Genomic DNA, 23,637 nt, shown 5'->3' with positions numbered 1-23,637 from the left:
GCCGGGTCACCCTTCCCTAGCCGGTAATGACACCTGCTGCGCATGCCAGTCCGCGAAGGCTGAGGGCGGGTAGATACCCCAATACACCTCACGCACCTGCATGCCGTCCGGTGCCGGCACGCCGTACACTACAACGACAACCACCTGGTCTTTCTGTTGCAAACTCATGTTCATGCTCATCGTGGCGCGCCCAGTCGGCAGCAACGTTTCCAAGCTCTGGCGTCCGACCATATTCCCAGACGGCGTAAGCTTGCTGTCGACTACCGACGGCGCTCCGTGGTAGAACTCGCAGGCGACATTCTGGATCTCCTTCAAGCTGTTGTTGAAGACCTCGACGTTGACGTCAACCGTGCCGCCGTCGTTGTCCTGGAAAGAAATCGATCGACTGAACCCCTGCAACACCGGATCCGCGGAATTTGAATACAGCGACTGCAGCATGACACGGGGTCCGTAATAGCTGGCCCACAGTTTGCCGGGCATGGCAACTTTATAACTTACCATCAGGCATCCCATCGTCTGATGGTAATAAATGTAGGGTGCGATCTGGTACTCGTATCCGATGTCTTTGACGCTTCCCGATGTGACGGTGATGTTCATGGTGGTGGTGTGCGACAGCATCGTCGTCTGCACGTCCGACTCCGAGTATGTCTGTCCTTCGCTCAGGTCCAGCCCGAAATCGATCGGGATGTAGTCGAGCAGGGTGGTGCTGATGGAGAAGTGCGCGCTGTCCGTCGTGGAGTTGTGGACCATGAATGACTTGCTGATGTTTTCGCTGACCATCTGGTTCTGGTCGTAGTTCAGGGTGCTTCCGCTGGGCTCGTTGGTTACCGACATGTTGGTCAAGCTGAACAGCAGTTGGGACTCGTCGTAACCGTCCGGTTGCAGGTTGACATAGCTCAACAGGACGCCGTTTTGCGAGCGGGGTATGTAGCCCAGGCTGGGATCGCTCGCGGGGATGATGCTCTGGACCGGCTCCGGCGTCATCGGGAAAATGACCGCCATAGTGCCGTCCGGGGCGTCCTGGCCGGCCTTGCGGTAGACCGGGTAGGTCCAGACGTAGTAGCTCATGGCGTACAGCACGATCAGGTCGTCCACGGAGATCGTTGTGGTCGACTGCACGAGCCTGCTGGTGGAGTAGTCGTCGAGCTGGTCAAAGCCGTAGCCATAGGAGCTACTGACGTGCTGCCCCAAGGTTTGCCCGGAAATTCCGATGGAAAGGCCGGTGTCCTGGCTGAACGTCCATACCTTGTTCGATGAGACATTGCATCCCGTGACCTTGGAGACGCTCTGGCCGAAGGTGAGGGTCGGGTTGCTGCTCGACACATCACCGGACTCGAACGGCGGCGCCTGAATGACGGCCAGCAATTGCCCCTTGCCCACCGACTGGCTGAGCGTCGGCGGACCGAGGATCACGCTCTGCCCAGTGACATCGCTCGGCAACGCGAAGAAACCGGACTGGTAGTCGATGGTCATCACGTCCGTCAGGTGCTGTGGGAGACCGGGCGAATTGTTCAACCGTGGGAACGTCTTCTCGACCGCATCAACGGGCACCAGGCCGGCCAGAATGGAAGCCTCCCCCTTCATGAGCTGGTCGAAGGTGGCGCCACCGCCGACGACCAGCACCCCCAGCACTCCTGCGGGCGCATCGGCCGATACCGCCGTCTGGTCCGGAGGCAGTGCCTCCCCGAACAGACCCACCGCCAAGTGCAGGTCGATTGAGGCGAGAGGTTGTGAACCGGTGTTCGCGGCGGCGTACATGCTGAGTTGCTTCAGGCTCTGAGTGCCGTGGACCCCCTCCTCCAGCTCGAACAGCAACAGCGCGGCGCAGCCCTTCACGGACTGATAGGTCGCGCTGTATCCGACCACCAGCTGGTCGACGCCATTTCCGAACAGGTCGCCGGCGGCCAACCGGAACACCGCGCCCTCGGGCGGGGCGAAGCTGAGATCAGGGGTGGCCGTCGCGACCGAAACCAGAGTCTGCTTGGTCCAGCCGAGCACAGTAACGTTCAGGACGCCCTGTGGATCGGGATAGGTCACTACAACCTGCTGGTCCGAAGTGCCTGCCGCCAGCGAGGCTGTGGTGATGTCGACGACAGCCGAATTCTGTACCGCGCCTAGCGAAATGGTGTTGACCGATGACATCGCTGGATTCGCACCGAGCACACTCGAACCGAGATCGTTGACCATCAACTGCCCGTTGTGCACGGTGCAAACGATCGCGTGCGCATCGAGTTGATTGCGTGCCAGCAGCGCGCCCACCACCCTGCCCGTGACGGTGGTCGGCAGGCACAATGGGCTGGACAGATGCCCGGTGGAGCAATCGAGCGATTGCAGGAAGATGCTCTGTGCATCCTGGCCGAACAGCAGGAGGTGCGGATCCTGAATCTGCTGCGGATCGAGATCCACGATGTTGCTCAGGCTGGAGACGGGCCAGGTTTGCAAGGTGGCTTTGCCGTGTTCGCTTCCGATGATCTGTATCTCGTCGGCTGTCAGCACATAGACGTTCTGCACGGCGGCGTGCATATTGGTGGCCGCCTTGACGTCCCGGATCTGATCCTGTGCTGGCAGGTCGAGCGGCTCGACCGGGCTGCCACCTTCCGCGTTGTATATTACTCGGTTATAGCGGGCGGCGGCCGCGCTCCGGGGAGTGCCGATGACCGTGACATCCAGTACCTCATACAGCGTTTGGCCGAGTTGTAGCGGGTTCTGCGGCTGCGGTTGTTGGCTCCCGGTCATAACGTCTCTCCACAAAGCGGATCAGTCGAACCTGAGCGGGTACCGGTGTGTCGGTGCAGTGTGACATCAGGTTGCGGTGGGCGCCCTCAGGCGCTGACACGACAAAGCTCTGTCAGCGCACCTCGAATCGCACATCGGCGGAGCCGAAGCCGGACAGCAGGATCGCCTTGGTCTGCTGGCCGGCCACCTGTTCCTGGTTGAGGTGGAAGGCGAGATTGTGCTCGGCGTCTGTCTCGGTGACCTTGCTCTCCCCGATTCTGGTACCGGCCGGCACACTAGCCATCAGCTCGACGTTCAGGCCGCCGTCCGGCATGGGCGTGCAGGTACCTCGGTAGGTGATGCCGCGGCGATCCGTTCCGGTGATCTGACCATCGTTCAGGCTGAACTGGCCGACTGACACATCCCCAGAGGGAGTCTGCAGATGTACGTCGACAGTCGAGCTCTCCAGATTCACAGTCATGTTCGGCCACCTATCCGCTGGTTGAGCAACGCGATCAACGTTTTGCTGAAGTCAGCAGTCAGGAAGGCGTTCTGTAGCGTCGAGCGCAGCGCATCCTCCTCCTTGAAAGTGGAAAAGAAGTTGCCGATCGCTACCAGCCAGGAAGGCATCCCACCCGTATCCGGGGTGACGGTGACCGTCGGAGCACCATTGACCACGACGTTACTCAGGGTCACGGCGTCTCCCAACTTGGCAGCGTAGTAGAGCGAGTTGTTGCTGATGGTCTGGACGATGGCGCCGTGGCCGCTGGCGGTTGCGGAATCCGTTTTCTTTCCCAAGTCGTAGAGCGCGCAGGGCTGGCCATAGCTGTAGTTGCCGGAGATTCCTAGCTGGGAGAACGACAACGGCAGGTGCACCGTGGTGCCGTCCACCGCGGCTGCGGTCTGGATCTTCACACCGGACATGCTGGCGATCTTGAGAGAGGTCAGCGTAATGGTGGCGTCACCGTCACTACCCCAGCCCACCGAGCCCTCCCCGGGAGTGTTGAAAGCACTGCAGGCGCCGAGGTCGCCGGGATCGTACGTTTCCACAGGCAAACTCTGCTGCTGCGCCAGTTCAGGCAGCGTGTCCTGCACCCATGTCGTGATATCCGCCCAGGCGTCGATCACATCCTGCGGGGTGGCCATGAATGCCATCTCCTTTCTACGACGGAGTTCGGCTACTGCACGGTGAGGGTGTAGGGGCAGTTCACCTGGCGATCCTGTGTCTGTCCGGTGACACGCTGCTGACCGGGCTGTACGGCCGCAGGAACCGTCACGCGGACCATTTCAGAGTTCAGGTGCTGCAGGCTCAGGACATTCACGTTGCCGATGCGCAGGTACTTAATCTGGTTGAGGTTCTGACCAGTCAGGGTCAATGGTGTCTGACCCCGCACGGCTGTGCGCGGTTGCATGCCGGTGATCTGCGTCGCCCCAGGCGCTGCAGTTACGGTGAAGATGGTCGAGCTCTGCGCACTGACGGGACCTGTCGGACTTTGAACCGTCACTTCGAAGTCGCCGCTCTGCGAATTGGCCAGAATGGTGACGTCGATCGTGCTGCCGCGTGTGTCGACAGCAGTCACATTGACCGTAGGCGATCCGCTCAGCAGCACCGTGGTGTTGTTGATACTCGCATCTGATGGCATATCCGTCAGCGACAAGGTGACCCTGGTGTCGACGGGGCCATTCGTAGGATTGAAGCCCGTGATTTGCACTGTTCTCATTCCCCTCAATCGTTCCCCTCGATCGCGAGGGCCGTACTTACGTCAGCCGACGAATCCGATCGAAGAAGGTGGCAGAAGGATTGATTCGCGCCGCACCCCCGCATAAGCGGGGACCTCGGGAGCCGTATAGGCAATCTGCTGGATGCTGCGATCAGTCGTGATCGATTTCGATCGCAGGTCGAGTCATCTATCGGGGGTCGAGTGATCTGCCGGTGCGGTACGTTGGATGGCCTTTTCGGAACCAGCACCCTGGTGAAATTCAGTCCCGCATCTCAAGCCGTAGACATCACGCCAGGTCAAGTGCGCCTTTAATGCCGATGCCCTGTACATAAGCCTACCTCTTCCTAAATCCATCGAGTGAGGCGGAACTACTCCATACGGGTGACAGGCCAACTCGGCCACCAGGGCTCGCCCCATGGCGCTGTCACGTTGTTGGGTGTGTGAGTGCCTGATGGAGCCGTGGGGCGTGGTGGGCTTGCGCTTCGGGCCTGGGGTCAGGCTGTGGTGGACCGGTCGGCAGCGCCGGTGATCTGGTCCCAGATGGCGCTCTTCCACCACGTCAGGATGCGGGGCCGTCATGAACGTACGTCTCCCACTCGCCGGGCACCCGGGCATACGTGCGCGCTCCGTCGCATGTTGGCCGCATCAGTGCCGCGGTTCGGGTCCGGCGAGCCCCACCGCCGTACAGCGACCTCAAGTGATCGCTACTTTGACCGTGCTACCGCCTCCTCTCCCGCCGTCCGGCACAGGCTCTGACCACCAGGGGCCGCCAGGGCAGGGCGCAGAACGGACGGGGCCGCCGACACGAGCGTCAGCTCCGCAACCGTCGACGTTGTTTGAACGCCCCGCTGATCTCGCCGTGGATCGACGCCGAGCCGTGTCGCTCAACGTGGCGCCACACGTGGCCCCATTGAGAAGTTTTCATCCTGATTTTGCAGGTCACGGGGCTGGTGTGAGCCGATGGTGGGGTACTCGGGCTGGTCGGGAACGTGATCGGTAGCAGGTGATCGATTGCCATGGGCCTCGTTCGCCGGAATCTCGGTAGGTGCGGCTGTCTCCTCGTAGGGTCCGCCAGGAAGATCCGGCCCGGGGAGGGGAAGCTGATGGTGGATGTGCTGACGTGGACGGTGGAACGGCGGGTGCTGCTGGCCGATCGCGGCGAGCGATTGCGGAAGGAGCTCGCGGAGATCGACGTGGAGGTGGCCCGGTTGGAGGCCGCGGAGGTGGTGTTCGGTCAGTACGCCGAGGCGACGGACGGCGGCAGGCGGGACGATCCGGTGATGAGGCCCGATCCGGTGGAGCCGGATGCGCCAACGGATGCGCCGGTGCCGCAAGTGTCGGGAGTTGGCGGGATGCTGCTCGTCCCGCACCGCGTGGAGGGCATGAGCGAGGAGATGCTACCCGCCGGCTATCAGCGGATTGTGCAGGTGGTGGCGGATGCGTCCGACGGGCCGGTCATGACCCGGGAGGTGTGCGAGGCGCTGGGGATGGGTGTGCTGCCCGCGCAGACCGAGGCGATGCGGGCCAAGCTGAAGCGGCTGGCGGAGCGGGGCTGGCTGCACCGCACTCCCGCGGGCCGGTACGGCCCGCGCTGACACCGGCCCGGTATCCGGCCCGGAGCGGCCAATTCTCGCCGTAACGCGAGGGCCCCCAGCGGGTGTTGGTGAATCTGTGACGAAAAACCGGCCCGCCGAGGGCTCTCAGCATGCTGTCTACCAGGTTCGCCTCCCGGTGTCGAAGCGGACTCTCGACCTCGTCGCCGACTTGATACGCAAGCAGCGCAAGACACTGGGCACCCGCTGGCGCAAGGTCACCCCCGGCACCCAGGCGATCATCGTGCTGGCCGTCCTGCGCCACGACCAGCGCCTTCTCGACATGGCCGGCGGCAACGACGTCTCCGCCTCCACCGTGCGCCGCTGGGTGCTCGAAGTGATCAACCTGCTCTCCACCCGCGCCCCACGCCTGGACCGCGCGCTGAAGAAAATCGCCCGCAGGGGCGGGGTCGTCGTCCTGCTGGACGGCACCCTCGTGCGCACCCGCCGCCGCACCGGAGCCGAGAACCGGAGAAACTATTCTGGGAAGCACAAGGCCCATGGCCTGCTGTTTCTCGCCCTCACCGACGTCAAGGGCAATCTGATCTGGATCTCGGCGGCCAAGCCCGGACGCTCCAGCGAGATCACTACCGCCCGCCACGACAGGCTCAACGGACACCTCCGCGAGGCCGGGCTCGGGGCCCTGGCCGATCTCGGCTTCGTCGGACTGGACGACGACCCCGACGACAACCCGGTGATCATCACGGGCCGCAAGGCCACCCGGAACCACAAGCTCACCGCCGCCGAGAAGGAAGCCAACCGCCTGCTCAGCCGCGAACGCGCCGCCGTCGAGCACGGCTTCGCGAACCTCAAAACCTGGCGCCTCCTCACCAAGGTCCGCATGGACGCCCGTCACGCGACCCCTCTCCTGCGGGCCCTGCTCGTCCTCGCGAACAGCGAGGTCCAGAGGTGACAGACGATCACCTGCTACCGATCACGCTCTGGCCAGCACGAGCACCCCACCACAAGCTCACACCAGCCCCGTGACCTGCGACATCAGGATGAAAACTTCTCATTGCCCGAAATCCATCTTTGGCACGGCCGCGACCAAGCCTCGTAGTGTGTCGCGGAAGTCGGTCCGTCCAAGTGAAGTTCCCCAGGGGAACTTCAGATGGCGGTCTCAGCTAAGGCTGGGTGTTCTGCCTTGGCGCTTGGTGCCATGGGCATCGGGTGACACGGCTCCCTAATGTTGCCGATGTCACACCCGATGGGCTTGAGAGAGCGAGAAGGCGGGTCACGCCGCCGAGGCAGCCAGCGGTGCCTCCCGAGCTTCGAAATAAGGCCACCCCCGGGCACTCGGACCCAAGGCCGTGTGCGTCTTGGTTGTCGTGCCGGCCCGACAGAGGAACCGAGGATCTGTGATGAAGGACAATCCCACGTCGGCTCAAGCCGAGCCGGCGGACAGAGCGACTCTGGCACTCGAACGCCATGGCATCGCCTATGTCGAACCGAGTCGCCGATACGGTCGCCCCAGCAACCAGTTCACCGTGCGGTTCGCACCCGTGATCTACCTGGCAGGCATCTTCGTCGGCTCCAGCGGCGGGGTGCTCGGGCTCGGCTTCTGGGGCAGCATGACCGCCATCGTGATGGGAAACTTCCTGGGCTCGGTCGGTACCGGTCTGTGCGCTGCGATGGGCCCTCGCCTGGGCATGCCGCAACTCCCCATGGGACGTGCGGCGTTCGGCTATTTCGGCAACTTCCTTCCGGCACTGCTCTCCCTCCTGGTGTTCGTCGGGTACTACACCGTCGGGACCGTGCTCGGCGCGCAGTCTCTGGCCGACCTGTTCAAGACGCCGTACGAGCCGACGGTCGTCGTTGTCGCCGCGCTGAACATCGTGATCGGCGTCTACGGCTACCGCATCCTGCACATTCTCGGCGACTGGATCACGAAGCTCAGCTTCGTTCTGCTGACAGTCGTCTCGATCGTGCTGATCGCGCACGGCGGCGGCCCGGGCGTAGAGCCGAGCACCTCGGGCAGCGACTACTGGTTAGCGTGGCTCGTGATGTTCACGGTCGTGTTCGGCTACACCGCGAGCTGGGCACCGTACGCGTCGGACTACTCGCGCTACCTGCCCGAGGCCAGCAAGCCGTCGTCGGTCGTCAAGGCGGCGACCGCCGGACTGTTCGCGTCGACGACCTGGATGATGGTGCTGGGTGCTGGACTCATCACCCTCGCACCGAACGGGGACGTGCTCAGCGCCCTCGAGGTCGCCCTGCCCGACTGGCTGCGCTACGTGGTGCTGCTGACGCTCGGCATCTCGGCGATCCCGCACAACGCGGTGAACCTCTACAGCGGTGCGATGGCGACTCTGACCTGCGACCTGCGGCTCCCGCAGTGGGTGACGGTGACGATCGCCGGACTCTTCGGGCTCTTCCTCGCCCTGGTTTTCGGAGGTGCCGAGTTCCAGGCGAACTTCCGCCTGTTCCTGCACGTCGTGTCGTACTACATCACGCCGTGGCTGGCCGTCTTGTTGGTCGACTACTTCATCGTCCACCGCTCAGGGCGTGGCTATCCCGCGATCCGCAACTTCTATGAGCGTGACGGCGTGTTCGGGCGCTTCGGAGCCCCTGGACTCACCGCGCTGGTGGTCGGTACCGCCATCTCGGTTCCGTTCATGGGCACCGAGTTCTACACGGGCCCGATCGCCGAGGCGCTGCACGGGGCGGACTTCAGCTACTTCGTCTCGGCCATCGTCGCCGCGGTGATCTTCGGCGTGTGGCGTCCTCGAGTCGCCCCGCCGGCCGCGATCGACGTACGCCACGTGGAGCGCGACCGCGCCTGACCGCGCCGCCCCGAAGGCTCAACGACAGGCCAGTGTCCTGCCCGGCTCCGGCCGGACAGGACACTCGCTGCGCCGAAGGCCGGGTCCGCGACTGCCTGTTCGCACGCGATGAGTCGCACCTCCACAGTCTGCCTGCTCCGGTGCGGGGCGTCGGGCGCCGAGATCGCCGGGCGCAGGCGGACCGCCCGGTGGGGCAAGCGCGCCGGCCGCAGGGGCGGCGCCCCGGACTTCCTGCAGCCTGACCGCCCGATGAGCGCGATCGGCGGCTGATCAGTCCTCTCGGTGGATCCGCCCGTCGACCGTCGCGAGCCGTCGGCCGCTGCCGCCCCAGCGGCGGGCGATGATCTCGGCGGCGATGCTGATCGCGGTCTCCTCCGGCGTCCGCGCGCCGAGGTCGAGGCCGAGGGGGCTCGACAGCCGCTCGATCTCCGAGGGAGTCAGGCCGGCTTCCCGCAGACGACGGAGGCGGTCCTCATGAGTCCGCCGCGAACCCATCGCCCCGATGTAGGCGACCTCCGGGAGCCGCAGCGCGACCTCGAGCAGCGGGACGTCGAACTTGGGGTCGTGCGTCAGCACGCACATCACGGTGCGGTCGTCGATCTCCCCGGTGTCGGCCTGCGCCTGGAGATAGCGGTGCGGCCAGTCGACGACGACCTCGTCGGCGTCGGGGAAGCGGGCATGCGTCGCGAACACGGGCCGGGCGTCGCAGACCGTCACCCGGTAGCCGAGAAAGGTCCCCACCCGGGCGACGGCAGCGGCGAAGTCGATGGCGCCGAACACCAGCATGCGCGGGCGCGGGGCGAAGCTGCGGATGAACACCCGCATCCCCTCGCCCCGGCGCTCACCCTCGGGTCCGTAGCCGAGCGTCTCGCTGGAGCCGGCCGCGAGCAGGCCCAGCGCGTCGTCGGCGACGGCGCCGTCCATCCGGTCGTTGCCGAGGCCTCCGGAAAACGCTGCGCCCGGCCGCACCAGGATCCGTCGGCCAAGGACGGCGGGATCGGGGTGGGCGACCACGGTCGCCACGGCCACCGGCCGCCCCGCCTCTACCTCACCCGCCAGGTCTTCAAGCTCCGGGAAGGTCGTTCGGTCGACCTTCTCGACGTACACGTCGAGGATCCCGCCGCAGGTCAGGCCGACGGCGAAGGCGTCGTCGTCCGACACGCCGTAGCGCTCCAACACCGGTACGCGGTCCTGGAGGACCTGCTGGCCCAACTCGACGACCGCGCCCTCGACGCAGCCGCCTGAGACCGAGCCCACGACGCTCCCGTCTGGGCAGACCAGCATCGATGCCCCCGGCGGCCGCGGCGCCGACCTGAAGGTCGCGACGACGGTCCCCATGGCGACCGACTCGCCGGCACGCCACGAGGCGAGCAGCTCGCCGAGGACCTCACGCATGGATCACGTCCTTGGCGTTCCAGACCTCGGTTTCAGGGAAGTCGTCGTTGATTTCGTCCATCTCCCGCAATCTCCTCATCGGTGGGGGCGTCGGCGCCCGACCCGCGTGGGATGCCGGTCAGCACCGCGCTCCTTCCTCCGCCGCAGCCAGGACGCGACCGCCGCGCAACGTCGCGTGGGTGTGCGGACCGAGGCCGGGCCCGGGCATCAGGTCCTCCTGGTGGTCGACGTCACGGCGCAGGCCGGACCGTGCCGGGAGGAGGACCTCCCGGGCGCCCGAGGCGCGGTGACGGGTGAGTGAGTCCAGGCCGAAAGCCGGGAGCAGTTGCGTTCCGGCGCGTGAGGTGAGCAGCGCGGTGCCGACGCCCTCGCGGTCCGCCACCACGGCGCGCGGGTGACGGGCGACGCGGCCGAGGGCGACCGTCAGCTCGTCGCTGCGCAGGTACGGCAGGTCCGCGGGCAGCGCCGCGAGGTGTCGACGGGCGTTGTCGGCCCGCACCACGGCGGAGCCGGCGCTGAGGGCGTCGTTGAGGCCGAGGCCGGGCCGCACCTCGACGCGCACGCCCGGGACCATCAGGTCAGGTACGTCGTCCGGCTGATCGCAGACGAGGACGACGCCGTCGACGCAGACCGCTCCGGCGACGGCGTGGAGCGTGTCGCGCGCCATGGCGACCGCGAGCGCCCGCCGCCGGCCCGGGTCGCCGCCGAGCCGCGACTTGGCATGGCGGATGTCCTTCATCGGAACGACGACCCACCACCGCAGTTGCTCGGTCATGACCCGTTCACGCCGTGGATGGCCAGACCGGAGCGGGCCTTGTACCGCTTGTTGATCGAGATGAGCACGGCGGTCAGCGGCTCGAGCTGCCGCGCCAGCCGCAGCGCTCCGGCGTCGATGCCCGGCTTGCCGGTGATGGTCGCCGCGAGCTCCATGACCGTCTGCTTCGCCTCCGGGTCGTCCCCGCAGACCAGTACGTCCTCGTGGTCGAGCAGGTCGGCGTCCCCGTTCAGCGATACCGCCGAGAGGTGGTGGAAGGCGCCGACCACCACGCTGTCGGGCAGCAGGCCCTGCGCTGTCTCGGCGGCAGAGGTCCCACCCAGGTCGAGACCGTGGGGGCCGCGCTGGTCGAAGCCGAGCGGGTTGACGCAGCTGACGACGACCTTGCCGGCGAGCTCAGCAGCCAGGGACGCGACTAGGGCGTCGTGACCGGCGTACGGGACGGCGAGGAGGACGACTTCGGCCTTCGTCGCGGCCGCCGCGTTCCCCGCCCCGGCGACCGTGCCGCCGCGCGCGCCCAGGCGCGCGGCGAGCTCGTCGGCAGCCTGGGCGGCCCGCGCTTCGTCGCGTGACCCGAGTACGACGTCGTGTCCGCCGCGGGCGAAGCGATAGGCGAGCCCCTTCCCCTGTGGGCCGGTGCCTCCGATGACCGCGATCGTGCTCATCGTGCTACCTCCGGTGTCCCGACGACATGCCTTCGGCGACAGGCGTCGAGCCGTCACCGGTCCACGGAGCCTACGAGTCTAGTCACTCGCGGAGTATGGCTATTGCGACGAACATCTTGTGCACCTTTTGGCTCTTACTCCTAAAATACGGGTGCATGACTGGGAGCGCGCCATCGGGCGACTTCGGACAGGGCCTCACCGTTGGTGAGCTGTTGGGCCACGAGGTGATGGAAGGCGCCGAGCTGGTCGCTGGCCGTCAGGGCCTTAGCCACAGCATCTGCGCACTGAACGTCATGACGGTGCCGGACATCGGGCCGTGGGTGAAGCCCGATGAGTTCTTGCTGGCCACCGGCTATCCCCTGCCCCGCGACGACGTCGGCCAGGCGGAGCTGCTGCGCGGCCTGCGCCGGCTCGGGCTCGCCGGCATCGGGGTCAAGATCGACCGATACCTGCCCGACCTCAGTACGACGGCCGTCGCCACCGCCGAGGAACTCGGACTGCCGTTGGTCCTGATTCCGGAGCACATCAGGTTCGACGACATCCTCAGTCACACCTTCTCGACGATCGTGAACCGGCAGGCCGCGGCGCTGGAGCGCGCGCACGAACTCCACCAGTCGTTCCTCGCGGTGACGCTCACCGGTGGCGGTCTGAACCAGCTCGCGCGCAAGCTCTCCCATCTGCTCGGTGACGCGGGGGTGTTCATCAGCGACCAGCACGGCATCGTTCGGACCCAAACCGGCGACGTCACCCGGGCCGACGAGCTGGACCTGGTCCACGACGGCCGCCTGATCATCCAGCGGCTCCGCGACGGCGCGGCCGGCGGGAACGAGGGCGAGCAGGGCCGGCTGATCCGGCCGATCCGCGCCGGCTCCCTCCAGCACGGCTTCGTCGTCGCCATCGAGACCAGCCGCGCCTTCGGCGAGTTCGACCAGGTGGCCGTCGACCAGGCTGCCGTCATCGCCGCGCTCGAGTTCACCCGCGACCTCGCCGTGAGTGCGCGGGAGCGGCAGTTCTCCTCCAACGCGCTCTACGAGTTGATGACGGGCGCCGAGTCCGAGATCGCGGACTCGGCCGCGCGCGGCTTCGGGTTCGGCTGGGACCTCGATCGTGAGGTCGTCGTCCTGGTCAGCCGCAAGGACGGCGCCGACGACCATGGCAACGCCGCCCAGAAACGCCTCGCGAACGAGCGTGCCCTCGAGTTCTGGATCTCGGCCGTGCACGGCAAGGACCGTAAGGCGGCGGCCGCCGGCCTCGGCGCCGAACTCGTGGCTGTCGTCGGCGCCGAGCATGGAACTCCCGTAGCGGTTCGCTCGATTCAGGCCGAGGTCGCCCAGTTCGTCCGCGGCGAGTACGCGGTCGGCGTGAGCCGTGTGCACCGCGGACCGCTGGGTATTCCGGTCGCCTACCAGGAGGCGCTTTCCGCCCTGCGCGTCGGTCGGAAAATCGGCGGCCCGGGCGCTGTCACCGCGTACGACGATCTGGGGCTGTTCAAGCTACTCGCCCAGGTCGAGGAGGCCGAGTTGCAGACCTTCGTCGACGAGGTTCTGGGCCCCTTGACCAAGCTTCCTGAGCAGGAGCGGAACGAACTCCTCAAAACTCTTGAGACGCTGGTCGAGTTCAACATGAACATGGCCGAGACCGCGCGGCACCTGCACTACCACTACAACACCCTTCGTTATCGGCTGGCCAAACTCGAGCGCCTTCTCGGCCCGTTCAGCAGTAGTACGGCGACCGCGGTGAAGGTGTTCGTCGCCCTCCAGATCCGCCAGATGCCGACGATCGCATCCACGCATCAGAGTTAGCCGGAACCGCCCCGGCCATGGCCTCTGCCTTTCGGGGTAGGCCGAAGCCGGGTGGGGGCCGCTGCGGCAGCCGGCTGTGACCCCGCCCGACGATCTGGGTCGCGTCCCTTATGGGCGCAGCTTCTCGCTCCAGCGCGCGAACATAGCGGCGAGTCGCTGACGAGCCACGCTCACGACCAGCTGCGTGAGCTTGATCTCGCTGGATAGCGAGGCCTGGCGGTCTGCCTGCCGCGCGACCGGCGCCGCGCTGCCCAGCGCGGGTCCGGGCCCCTGGGCGGTAGCCGTCGCGGTGGCGGCGTGGACCTGCCCGACGTCGGCCGTTCCCGTGGCGATGCGGTCCGCGAGGCGACGGGAGAAGTCGACGAACATCGTGTTGGAGACGTCCTGGACCCCGCGTCCGAGCGCGGCGATCCGTCCGGTCAGCTGCAGGTCGGTCACCGACTCCAGCCGGCTCGTCCCGTTCCCGGCGTTCGCGACCCCTACCCGTACGTCGGCCCGGACCGATCCTCCACCGCGGCGGTCGCGTCCCGACGCCGCGAACTCCAGCTCACGGGCCTGGGCATCGCGCCGGAGCACGTCGACCTGACCGTTGTAGTTCATCTTCAGTGGTCCGATGGCGATGTGGAGTGCACCGCCGTACCGGTCGTTCTCGAGCTCGTCGGTGAGCTCCGCGCCGGGCAGGCAGGCGACGACCGCGCGGGTGTCCTGGAGGAACTGCCAAACCTCTGCCGGGCTGGCCTGCACCGTCGTGGTGTGGTGGAGTTTCATCGTCCCAACGCCTCCTCAGCGTTCACAGTCGATCCCTCGGCGTGCTGGTCGTCAAGCAGCGCGAGGACGCGCTCGGGAGTGATCGGAAGGGTGGTCGGCCGGCGACCGATGGCGTTCTCGATCGCGCTCGCGATGGCCGCGGCAGGCGGCCCAATAGGCGGCTCGCCGATTCCCCGGGCGTTGAACGGCCCACGGCCCTCACCGCTCTCGACCAGATCGACCTGCACGTCCGGGACGTCCATCGAGCACGGGATCAGGTAGTTGGCGAACAGGGTCGAGAGCGGGTTGCCCTCGACGAGCACGCACTCCTCGGTGAGTGCGTACCCGATGCCCTGCATCGCGCCTCCTTGGATCTGCCCCGTCGCACGCACCGGATTGATGGCCCGTCCGACGTCGTGGCAGGCGGCGTACTTCGTGAGTCGCACCACGCCGGTCTCCAGGTCGACCTCCACCTCGGCCGCGTGGGTACCGAAGGTGTAGTCGGGGAAGGTTCCGCCCTGGCCGACCTCGGGGTCGAACCGACCCGAGGGCGCCCGCCAGGTGGAGAGAACGGAGGTGTCGACCGCGGCGTCCTGAGCGGCGCGGGCCACGTCGGCGAGAGTGACCTCGCTCGTGCCCGTGGCCGTGGTGACCTTGCCGTCCTTCCAGATCAACGTGTCCGGCTCCGCGCTGAGCAAAGTGGCCGCCACCGGCGCCAGTTGGTCACGCAACGCGCCGCTGGCCCTCAGGATGGCGTTGCCCGACATGTACAGCTGCCGGGTCGCGAAGGTGCCGCCGGCCGGCGGGTTGAGCGCGGTGTCGCCGATGTAGACGCTGATGGCTTCCAGCGGCACGCCCAACACCTCGGCCGCGAGCTGGCACAGGCTCGCGGCCTGGCCGGCCCCCAGGTCGGTGACACCGCTGCGGATCAGCAGCGTGCCGTCCGCCTGGAGCGTCACCCACGCCGAGGCGTGGTCGCGGAACCAGATGGTGCGGCCGTAGGGCTGCATGCTGTTGCCGAAGCCCTGGCCCACGACCTTGCCGGGCCCGGACGAGGGGCTCGGCGGGCCGAGCCGGGCCAGCGCCTTCTCGCGGGTCTCGGTCACCGCCACCGCCGTGGTGATCGGCTCGCCGGAGGTGATCACGTCACCCTTCTCGACATAGTTCAGGTCCCGGATCGCCGTGCGGCTCGTGTCGACGGCGTCGGCCAGCTGGTCGAGCTGGGACTCGTAGCCGAGCACGACCTGCATCGCGCCGAAGCCACGGAAGGCGCTCGTCGGCACGTTGTTGGTGAACACGGCTCGGGAGCGCGTGCGCAGCGCCGGGACCTTGTAGGGGCCGGTGGACAGTGCCGCGCCGGCGAAGAGGATGCGCGCGCTCAGGCAGGGGTAGGCGCCGGCGTCGCCGACTATGTCGGCCTCCATCGCCAGGATGCGGCCCTCCCGCGTCGCCGCCGTGCGGTAGTGCATCGTGAACGGGTGCCGCTTCGTGCTGGCCATCAGTGACTCCTGACGGGTCCAGACCACGCGCACCGGCTTCCGCGTCTTCCAGACCAGGAGGCCGAGGTAGGGCTCGACGGTCATGTCCTCCTTGCCGCCGAACCCGCCGCCCATGTACGACGCGATGACCCGCACCTTGTGGTGCGGCACACCGATGATCTGGGCGATCTCGGTGGCGTGCTCGATGACCTGCGTGGACACCCGGAGCGTGACGACGTCGTTCTCGATCCACCCGACGCCCGCCTCGGTCTCGAGGTACGCGTGCTCGACGTGCTGGGTCTGGTAGGTGTTCTCGATGACGACGTCGGCCTCGGCGAAGGCCGCGTCGACGTCGCCGCGCTCCAGACGCCAGTTGACCAGGACGTTGCCGGCATCGTGCACCAGCGGTGCGTCGTCGTGCATCGCGTCGTGGGGCGAGAACACCCCGGGGAGCGGCTCGTACTCGATGTGGACGAGGTCGGCCGCCTCGTCGGCCGTCTCCTGGTCGACCGCGGCGATGAGCACGACCGGCTCGCCGACGTAGCGCACCCGGTCGCTCGCCAGCACCGGCTGGACGATGATCAGCTCGCCGAGGCCGCCGCTGGCGTGCTCGACGATCTCGTTGTGCGGCACGTCGTCAGCGGTGAGTACCGCGACCACGCCGTCGAGTTTGCGCGCCGCGCTGACGTCGATCGAGGTGATCCGGGCCGAGGCCATCTCGGACCGTACGATCTTCCCGTGGAGCATCCCCGGGAGCTTCCAGTCAGCCGCGTAGTGCAGCGTCCCGCGCACCTTGTCCACGAAGTCGTGGTGACCCGGCGAGGTGCCGACGATGTTGAAGGAGGGCTCCTCGGCCGCCTTCTTCCCGCGGGTCGTGGTCTTGCGCCCGGTCGTCTCGGTCATTCCCGCTCCCCCGCGTCGCCGCAGTGTTCGCCGTGCATCCATGCCTCGACCGAGTCGACGATCGCTGTGTAACCGGTGCAGCGGCACAGGTTCCCCACCAGCTCGTAGCGGATGTCGTCGCGGGAGGCGTCGGGTGTGCGCTCCTTCATCGCCGCCGCGGTCAGCATCATCCCGGGTGTGCAGAAGCCGCATTGAGCGCCGCCCCGCTCCAGGAAGCACTTCTGCAGGGGGTGCAGCTCACGGGCGGGATCCGCCAGCCCGTGCAGCGTCGTGACCTCGTGCCCTTCGGCCTGCACGGCGAACATCAGGCAGGCGCTCGTGGGCTGACCGTCGATCAGCACCGTGCAGGTGCCGCAGACCCCTTCGTTGCAGCCGTAGCGCACGTCGGGCAGGCCGATGTCGTCGTGCAGGGCATTGAGCAGGGTGCGGTCACTGCGGATCCAGAGATCGTGCTCCTCGCCGTTGACGAGAAGCCGGACCTGTGTGCGCATCATGCGCCTACTCCCTTGTCCTGGGGCGCGAGCGCCGTGGTGAGGGCCCGGCGGACGAGGACGCGCACGAGCCGGCGACGGTAGTCCGCACTGGCGTGGACATCACTTTCGGGGTTCACGCTGTCGGCGACGGCGCCGGCCGTGCTGTCGAGCCCGGCCTCGTCGTGGACGTCGACGCCGCCGACGAGGTCGTCGGCGACCCGGAGCGGCCGGTCGGCTACGCCGCCCAGCACGACGGCCGGCCGGGCGGCCCTGGCCTGCACCGCGACCGCGACGGTCGCGAAGTCGGAGAACCGGCGCGTCACCTCGTCGAACGCCCACGGCTCTCCCGCGGAGCTCGGGATGCGGATCTCGGTGACCACCTCGTCGTCCTCGGCGGCCGTCGTCAGGTAGGTGCGGAAAAACTCCGTGATCGGGACGTCGCGCACGCCGCGCGGGCTCTGCATCCGCACGACGCCCCCGAGCGCCAGCGCGCTGCACGGGATCTCGCCGGTCGGGTCCGCGTGGGCCACGCTGCCGCCGAACGTGCCGCGGTTGCGGACCCGCACGTTGCCGACCAGGCGCACCGCGTGCCGCAGCAGGGGCGCGTGCTCCGCGACGACCGGAGAGGTCAGGACCGTGGCGTGACGGGTCAGTGCGGGGATGACCAGCACCGGTGCCTCGGCCGAGCTCTCGATCCGTGGCCCCCCTTGGTCGCCGATGCCGTTGACGTCGATCAACGCGGCCGGCAGCGTCAGCCGCAGGTTCATCATCGGGACCAGGCTCTGGCCGCCGGCGATGATCTTCGCCTCGCCCTGCCAGATCTGCAGCAGTTCGACGGCCTCGTCCCAGGAGTCGGCGCGCTGGTACTCGAATGACGTGGGCTGCACACGGTCACCGTGAGCCTGCCGGAGACTGGGTTGTGTGGTCACCGGAGAGCTCCGTTCTTGGTGGACACGTCCGGCCGGGGGTCGGCAACGTTCTTGGTGGGCACGTCCGGCCTGGGGTCGGCGACCAGGTCGCCGGTGAGCCGGCGCAGCACGGAGAGCTCGCCCTCGGTGACCGGCTCGAGCGTGGTGACCTCGTCGGCGACGAGCAGCTCGAATCCGGTGGCCGCGCGAACCTGAGCCAGCGTCACCCCGGGCTGCAGGTGGCGCACCCGCATCCGACGGGTTTCCTCGTCGAAGTCCATGCAGGCGAGGTCCGTGACGACCCAGCTCGGCCCCCCGTGCCTCAGGCCGGCGGATCGCCTGCTGTCACCGCCGGTCAGGTACCCGGGACTGGTGACGAAGTCGACCTTCTCCACGAAGCGCCGGAGCTCGTGGTTGGTCACGATGACGGTTTGGTTGCACAGGGAAGCGATGTCGTTGCCACCGCCCGGGCCGGGCAGGCGGGTGGACGGTCGGTCGTGGTGGCCGATCACGGAGGTGTTGACGTTGCCGTACATGTCGACCTGGGCGGCACCCAGGAAGCCGTAGTCGAAGAATCCGCGCTGGGCCAGGAGGAAGATGTCGGTCGCGGAGGTGACCATCTCGGCGCCGACCGCGGCCCGCATCTCGTTGGTCGAGTCGGGCAGTTCGCCCGGCATGAGGTCAATACCGATCATGCCGCCCTCGAGGACGACGGTCAGGTTGGGTGCCTGACGACGACGGGCCAGTGCCGCGGCGACCAGCGGCTGCCCGATCCCCGCGAAGATCACTTTGTGGTCCTCGAGAATCCTGCTCGCCGCGACCGTCATCACTTCGGACGGTGAGGGCCGCAGCGGCTGCGCATCGTTCGCGACCTGGTCGTTCGCGGCTGTCATCGCGGCATCATTCCCTTCGCGCCCCGCACGAGGTTGTCGAGTCGCTCCGACGGCACCGAGCCGATGAAACCGTCGTGGTGGGGGTGCTTGACGAGGCTCGTGACGTACTCGCGTGCGCCCGCCGCACCCTGGGCGCGGATCCGTTCGGCGTACTCCCGGAACGCGTCCTCGTCGGCGAGATAGCGTCCGTAGCATTCGTGCGGGTAGGCGCCCATGGGCTGGTGCACCACGGCGTCGACGGCGAACGCGGGGATGACAGTGCGCGACGAGTCCCGCTGGATGACCTCCGTACTGACGATCTCCTCGGTGGAGAGGACGACACGTCGTGCGGCGCGCGCGATGTCGGCGTCCATGAGCTCGTAGCCGTCGATCTGCGCGTTGCCGTGGACGTCGGAGCGCTGGACGTGGATCAGCGCGACGTCGGGGTTGAGGCTCGGTACCGCGTTGAGCGTTTGCCCCGTGCACGGACAGGTGACCTCTGCGACATCGAGCCGGTGTCCGATATCGGATCCCATCATCGAGTACGACGGCAGGAACGGGATGCCCATGCCGCCGGCCTTGTAGCGAAGGCCGAGGCCGAGGTGGCTCCACTCCTCGTAGACGACCCGGCCGGACTCGGCGTACTCCCTGAGCACCTTGGCCAGGCCCCAGCCGTGGCCGATGCCCACCCAGCTGGTGATCAGCCGGTCGGCCATCCCCGTGGCGATGAAGAGCTCCGCCTCGAAGCACGTCAGCGGCCGGGCGAGCGAGAGCCCGTGGCGCCCCTGGCGGAGCACCTCGATCAGCAGCGCCATCGGCGTACGGGCGTGATTGGTTCCTCCGACGGCGATTACGTCGCCGTCGGTGACGTACGCACCGATGGCATCCCGCGCCGAGACGACCTTATCGACCCGGGGCCGGGTGCGCCGCTCGAGCTCCTCCCTGGCCCCGACCGTGTCCGGGACCGCGGCCGACCTCAGGGTCACGACTGCGCTCCTTGCGCTGCGGCCGCGACCACCGGCGCTCCCGCACCCAGCAGCGGCCTGACCTCTGCGGCGAACCGCTCGACCTGCTCCTGCTCGTAGCCGTGCGGGACCAGGCAGATCTCCTGCACCCCGGCTTCGATGTGCCCCTGTAGCTGCTCGGCGCACTGCTCCGGAGTGCCGGCGATCGCGCTGTCGGGCGTGGCGTCGCTCCAGGCCGGCGTGTCGAAGTACGACGCCAGCCACGGCCCGGACCGCGCCAGCGCGGCCTCCTTGGACTCGCCGATGCACAGCGGCAGTTGGGAGACGTTGCGCAGCTCGTCGGGGTTGCGACCGGCCTCTTCGGCGTACTGACGGATTTTGGCCCAGGACGCCGCGAACGCCTCCGGCGTGTAGAAGTAGGTCAGCCACCCGTCGCCGAGGGTCGCCACCCGGCGCAGCACCCGGTCGACGTAGCCGCCGATGAGCAGACCGGGGCGAGGCTGCGGCTTCGGCAGCATGCGCACCCGGCGGAAGGACAGGTCGTCCCAGTCACCGGTGACCTCGTCCTCGGTCCACAGCTGCTTGCAGATCTCCAGCGTCCGCTCGAAGATCCGGCCGCGCCCCTTGAACTGCGTGCCCGTCGCGTCGAACTCCCGCTCGTACCACCCGGCGGCGACGCCCAGGCAAAGCCGCCCGTGCGAGAAATCCTGGATGGTCGCGGCGGTTTTGGCCAGCAGCGCAGGGTCGCGGATGGGCAGCACCAGGATGCCCGTGCCGAGCGTCACGGTGGAGGTGTTCGCGGCGAGCACTGCGAGGGTGGTCAGTGCCTCGAGCTGCGGGAAGGGCTGCTTACTGCCCAGGAAGAGATGGTCCCAGGCCCACAGCGAGGTGTAGCCGAGCTCCTCGGCGCGTTTGCTGTACTCGACGAGGTGCTGGAGGTCGGGGGCCCTCTCCGCCGAGGTGAAGTTCTCGATCGCCAGTCCGAACCTGACGGACATGATGTGCTCCCTTGTCTCGAGCCGGTCATGAGCTGGGCGTGGTGCGGCTGGGAGCCCCGCTCGGGCGACACGCTATGTGGGAGAGATCACCAAGGACATGGCATCGACTGACATAGGGTCGCCACCTTCCTTGTCACCCGATACGAACGCCGGGCGCCGGCCGGAACGTGCTTATGCAGGACGGCGAGCGAGCGGCCGTTCTCGTCGGCCTCGGCGTCCTCAACCACGCGCCAGGACTCACGGAACGCCGTCGGGTGCACGCTGAACCTGGGTTCCGTCACGGCTCGGCTGTGGACCTCCCCCGGTGTCGAGGCCTCGGTGATCCCCGCCGCCGCTCGCGCCTGCCGTAGCGGACGACGACGGCCGCGGCGGTGCCGACGTCGGCCTCGCCCGCGGGGCTGGAGTCGGGCGCCGGCTCGGCCACATCGGTCAGGTCAGCACCTCCTCGTCAGCACGTCCTCATCCGCGTACGAACCGCACGCCCTGGCCGGGGCGCAACTGGGCGACGACGGACATCGCCCCCTCCCGGACGACGGCGATCACGGGGTAACCGCCGGTCACAGGGTGGTCGGGTCCGAAGAGAGTGAGCCGCCCACCGGGCGGCGCCTGAAGTGACCCCGCGACCACGCCCTCACTGGTGAGCTCGGAGTGGATCCGCCGCGGCAGGGCCGGCCCGGCGAGCTGGACGCCGACCCGGTCCGAATCCGGCGTGACCTCGAAGCGGCTCTTGAGCAGGGTCCCCACTGCCTCCGGCTCGAACCAGTCCGCCCGCGGCCCCAGCCGGACCGGCAGCCGGACGTCCTCGGCCGGGTCGGGAGGCGGTGGCGCGACCACGAGGTCGGTGACGGGCAGTCGGCCCTGGGCGGGCCCGATGCCGAGTGTGGCGCCGGCCCGCAACCTCTCGGGCCCCAGGCCCGAGAGGCGGTCGGTCGAGCACGACCCGAGGACCCGTGGCACGCGGATGCCCCCGCGGACGGCAACATAGCTGCGCAGGCCGTGACGTGGCATGCCCAGCGCGACGACCTCGCCGGCGGCCACGGAGAGGACCTCGTGGGTCCACCGCCGCCGGGCGCCGGCCCTGACCGGCAACGGGGCACCGGTGACCGCCACGAAGGACGGGGTGTCGCAGGTGAAGGCCAGACCGCCATTGGTCACCTCGACAACGGGAGCCGACTCGTCGTTGCCGAGGACCCGGTTCGCCAGGATCATCGCCGGGAGGTCGGCGGCGCCGGCGCGCCCGACGCCGAGGTGGGCGTAGCCAGGGCGGCCGCGGTCCTGGACGAGCGACAGCATGCCGGGCTCGACCACCGTCAGCCGGCCGGGCGGCCGGAGCCGCGCGAGGCTGGTCATGGCGCGACCTCCCGGAAAACGACCTGGTCGCCGGGCAGCAGCAGTGACGGCTGTTCGGCGCTGGTGTCCCACATCGGGACGTCGGTGTGTCCCAGCAATTGCCATCCGCCCGGCGAGCGCCGGGGGTAGACGGATGAGAACTGTCCGGCCAGCGCGACCGCGCCGGCGGGTACGACCCGTGGCTCCGCCCGCCGCGGCACGTGCAGCCGCGGGTCACCGCCGACGAGGTAGGCGAACCCCGGCGCGAAGCCGCAGAAGCCGACCCGCCAGGGGGCCGAGGTGTGCGCCGCCACCACCTCGCGCTCCTCCATGCCGCAATGCTCGGCGACCCAGGCGAGGTCCTCGCCGTCGTACCGGACGGGCAGCTCGACCACGCGCTGGGACTCCTCGGCAACGTCGGGCACGTTGATCTCGCGCAGCCGGGCCTCGACGTCCGCCATCGAGCCCGACCGGGGGTCGATCAGGACGAGCAGGGTGTCGAGGGCCGGGACGATGTCGACGACGCCCGCGACCCGCGCCGCCCGCACGGCGGCGGCGTAGGCGTGCACCAGGCGGTTGTCCGGCAGCTCCAGCAGAAGCCCCGTGTCACCGCAGGGCCGCAGGGTGGGCGTCGTCCGCACTGCGACAGCCCGCATCAGCCGATGCGCACCAGATCGACGTCTGCCGCCTCGAGGGCCTTGCGGGTCGCCCGGGCGATTTCGACGGAGCCGGCGGTGTCGCAGTGCACCAGGATCGCCTCGGCGCGGATCGGGATCCGGCTGCCGTCGATCGCGGTGATCTCGCCCTGCGTGACCATCTCGACCGCGCGGGCCGAGGCTTGGGCCGGGTCGGACAGCATGGCGTCGGGCTCGGTGCGCGGAACCAGCAGTCCCTGCGGGGTGTAGGCGCGGTCGACGAACGCCTCCGCGACCATGTTGAGCCCGGCCTCCTGCCCCAGGCGCCAGGTCTCGGTGCCGACCTGGGCGAGCAGTGGCAGGTCCGCGTTGTACTCGCGGGTGGCGTCGACGATGGCCTGCGCGTGCTCGGTCACGGTGGCGGCCGCGTTGTAGAGGGCACCGTGGGCGCGGATGTAGCTGATCTTGTCGCCGGCCGTGCGGGCGAAGACCTCAAGGGCGCCCATCTGGTACAGCAGGTCGTCGGTCAGCTCCTGCCGGCCGCAGGCGATGAAGCGGCGCCCGAAGCCGTGGAGGTCGCGGTAGCTGACCTGGGCCCCGATAGCGACGTCGTTGGCCACCGACAGCTTGCAGGTGCGGCGCATGATGCCGGGGTCGCCGCCGTGGAAGCCGCACGCGATGTTGGCGGCCGTGACGATGTCGAGCAGCGCCTCGTCATCGGCCAGCTCCCACCGGCCGTATCCTTCGCCGATGTCGGTCGTGAGCGCTACCTGAGCCATGGGCGATCTCCCATTTCGGTCCTGTGCTGCGGCCAACTGCACTGCTCTACGAGGCCGATTATGAACCGAGGGAAGCGTCCAGGAACAGCATCTGGGAGTGCA

At 68.1% G+C, this 23,637-nt stretch carries 22 protein-coding genes; 5 read left to right on the top strand and 17 right to left on the bottom strand.

Annotation, left to right across the window (positions count from 1 at the left end; all coding sequences use genetic code 11):
• Positions 1-6 precede the first annotated feature (6 nt).
• The 4 genes from OH809_RS39645 to OH809_RS39630 all read right to left on the bottom strand — a co-directional run bounded on the left by OH809_RS39645 (position 7) and on the right by OH809_RS39630 (position 4,436).
• Positions 7-2,736, bottom strand: coding sequence for a hypothetical protein (locus tag OH809_RS39645; protein WP_406416237.1), 2,730 nt, complete (start codon positions 2,734-2,736; stop codon positions 7-9).
• 112 nt (positions 2,737-2,848) lie between these two features.
• Positions 2,849-3,190, bottom strand: a complete 342-nt coding sequence (locus tag OH809_RS39640) for a hypothetical protein (protein ID WP_406516157.1) — start codon at positions 3,188-3,190, stop codon at positions 2,849-2,851.
• A 2-nt stretch (positions 3,191-3,192) separates the two neighbouring features.
• Complete coding sequence (locus OH809_RS39635; protein WP_406416239.1) at positions 3,193-3,861, bottom strand: hypothetical protein; 669 nt, start codon at positions 3,859-3,861, stop codon at positions 3,193-3,195.
• Positions 3,862-3,893: 32 nt separating this feature from the next.
• Positions 3,894-4,436, bottom strand: a complete 543-nt coding sequence (locus OH809_RS39630; protein ID WP_406416241.1) for an IPT/TIG domain-containing protein — start codon at positions 4,434-4,436, stop codon at positions 3,894-3,896.
• Positions 4,437-5,539: 1,103 nt separating this feature from the next.
• On the opposite strand from OH809_RS39630, the gene OH809_RS39625 reads away from it, so the two are divergent.
• The 4 genes from OH809_RS39625 (at position 5,540) to OH809_RS39610 (ending at position 9,081) form a co-directional block, all read left to right on the top strand.
• Positions 5,540-6,031 carry a hypothetical protein gene (locus tag OH809_RS39625; protein ID WP_406416243.1) on the top strand — a complete coding sequence of 164 codons (492 nt, stop codon included), beginning with the start codon at positions 5,540-5,542 and terminating at the stop codon, positions 6,029-6,031.
• 136 nt (positions 6,032-6,167) lie between these two features.
• The gene (locus tag OH809_RS39620) at positions 6,168-6,941 is read left to right on the top strand and encodes a transposase family protein (RefSeq protein WP_406416245.1); all 774 of its coding nucleotides are present in this window, start codon (positions 6,168-6,170) and stop codon (positions 6,939-6,941) included.
• Positions 6,942-7,389: 448 nt separating this feature from the next.
• Positions 7,390-8,811 (top strand): purine-cytosine permease family protein, encoded by a 1,422-nt coding sequence (locus OH809_RS39615; protein ID WP_406416247.1) that lies wholly within the window; start codon positions 7,390-7,392, stop codon positions 8,809-8,811.
• A gap of 108 nt (positions 8,812-8,919) precedes the next feature.
• Complete coding sequence (locus OH809_RS39610) at positions 8,920-9,081, top strand: hypothetical protein (RefSeq protein WP_406416249.1); 162 nt, start codon at positions 8,920-8,922, stop codon at positions 9,079-9,081.
• On the opposite strand, the gene OH809_RS39605 is transcribed toward OH809_RS39610, so the two are convergent.
• From OH809_RS39605 to npdG, 3 genes are all read right to left on the bottom strand, one after another.
• Complete coding sequence (locus OH809_RS39605) at positions 9,082-10,206, bottom strand: XdhC family protein (protein WP_406416250.1); 1,125 nt, start codon at positions 10,204-10,206, stop codon at positions 9,082-9,084.
• Positions 10,207-10,324: 118 nt separating this feature from the next.
• Entirely contained in the window at positions 10,325-10,981 is a 657-nt protein-coding gene (cofC, locus tag OH809_RS39600; protein WP_406416252.1) for a 2-phospho-L-lactate guanylyltransferase, read from the bottom strand.
• A complete protein-coding gene (gene npdG, locus OH809_RS39595; protein ID WP_406516156.1) occupies positions 10,978-11,646 on the bottom strand; it encodes an NADPH-dependent F420 reductase in 669 nt (222 codons plus the stop codon). Before npdG ends, cofC begins: the two co-directional genes overlap by 4 nt.
• Before the next feature lie 155 nt (positions 11,647-11,801).
• Between npdG and OH809_RS39590 the strand changes: the two genes are divergently transcribed.
• The gene (locus OH809_RS39590; protein WP_406516155.1) at positions 11,802-13,448 is read left to right on the top strand and encodes a PucR family transcriptional regulator; all 1,647 of its coding nucleotides are present in this window, start codon (positions 11,802-11,804) and stop codon (positions 13,446-13,448) included.
• Positions 13,449-13,556: 108 nt separating this feature from the next.
• Here the strand turns inward: OH809_RS39590 and OH809_RS39585 are convergent, their stop codons facing one another.
• The 10 genes from OH809_RS39585 to OH809_RS39540 all read right to left on the bottom strand — a co-directional run bounded on the left by OH809_RS39585 (position 13,557) and on the right by OH809_RS39540 (position 23,535).
• A complete protein-coding gene (locus tag OH809_RS39585) occupies positions 13,557-14,216 on the bottom strand; it encodes an SRPBCC family protein (protein WP_406416257.1) in 660 nt (219 codons plus the stop codon).
• Complete coding sequence (locus tag OH809_RS39580; RefSeq protein WP_406516154.1) at positions 14,213-16,576, bottom strand: xanthine dehydrogenase family protein molybdopterin-binding subunit; 2,364 nt, start codon at positions 16,574-16,576, stop codon at positions 14,213-14,215. The genes OH809_RS39585 and OH809_RS39580 overlap by 4 nt, the downstream gene beginning before the upstream one ends.
• The gene (locus OH809_RS39575; protein WP_406416261.1) at positions 16,573-17,070 is read right to left on the bottom strand and encodes a (2Fe-2S)-binding protein; all 498 of its coding nucleotides are present in this window, start codon (positions 17,068-17,070) and stop codon (positions 16,573-16,575) included. The genes OH809_RS39580 and OH809_RS39575 overlap by 4 nt, the downstream gene beginning before the upstream one ends.
• Positions 17,067-17,936 (bottom strand): FAD binding domain-containing protein, encoded by an 870-nt coding sequence (locus OH809_RS39570; RefSeq protein WP_406516153.1) that lies wholly within the window; start codon positions 17,934-17,936, stop codon positions 17,067-17,069. The genes OH809_RS39575 and OH809_RS39570 overlap by 4 nt, the downstream gene beginning before the upstream one ends.
• 38 nt (positions 17,937-17,974) lie before the next feature.
• Entirely contained in the window at positions 17,975-18,850 is an 876-nt protein-coding gene (locus OH809_RS39565; protein WP_406516152.1) for a CoA-transferase subunit beta, read from the bottom strand.
• Positions 18,847-19,815, bottom strand: coding sequence for a CoA transferase subunit A (locus OH809_RS39560; protein WP_406381697.1), 969 nt, complete (start codon positions 19,813-19,815; stop codon positions 18,847-18,849). Before OH809_RS39560 ends, OH809_RS39565 begins: the two co-directional genes overlap by 4 nt.
• The gene (locus OH809_RS39555) at positions 19,812-20,792 is read right to left on the bottom strand and encodes an LLM class flavin-dependent oxidoreductase (RefSeq protein ID WP_406381698.1); all 981 of its coding nucleotides are present in this window, start codon (positions 20,790-20,792) and stop codon (positions 19,812-19,814) included. The genes OH809_RS39560 and OH809_RS39555 overlap by 4 nt, the downstream gene beginning before the upstream one ends.
• Positions 20,793-21,251: 459 nt before the next feature.
• A complete protein-coding gene (locus tag OH809_RS39550) occupies positions 21,252-22,142 on the bottom strand; it encodes a biotin-dependent carboxyltransferase family protein (RefSeq protein ID WP_406416266.1) in 891 nt (296 codons plus the stop codon).
• Complete coding sequence (locus OH809_RS39545) at positions 22,139-22,777, bottom strand: allophanate hydrolase subunit 1 (RefSeq protein ID WP_406416268.1); 639 nt, start codon at positions 22,775-22,777, stop codon at positions 22,139-22,141. Before OH809_RS39545 ends, OH809_RS39550 begins: the two co-directional genes overlap by 4 nt.
• Positions 22,777-23,535 carry a LamB/YcsF family protein gene (locus OH809_RS39540; RefSeq protein WP_406416269.1) on the bottom strand — a complete coding sequence of 253 codons (759 nt, stop codon included), beginning with the start codon at positions 23,533-23,535 and terminating at the stop codon, positions 22,777-22,779. Before OH809_RS39540 ends, OH809_RS39545 begins: the two co-directional genes overlap by 1 nt.
• Positions 23,536-23,637 lie beyond the last annotated feature (102 nt).

The sequence above is a fragment of the Streptomyces sp. NBC_00873 genome, assembly GCF_045207415.1.
Lineage (GTDB): Bacteria > Actinomycetota > Actinomycetes > Streptomycetales > Streptomycetaceae > Streptomyces.
Note: the sequence above shows the minus strand (reverse complement) of the source record. Positions and strands in the feature narration are given on the sequence as shown.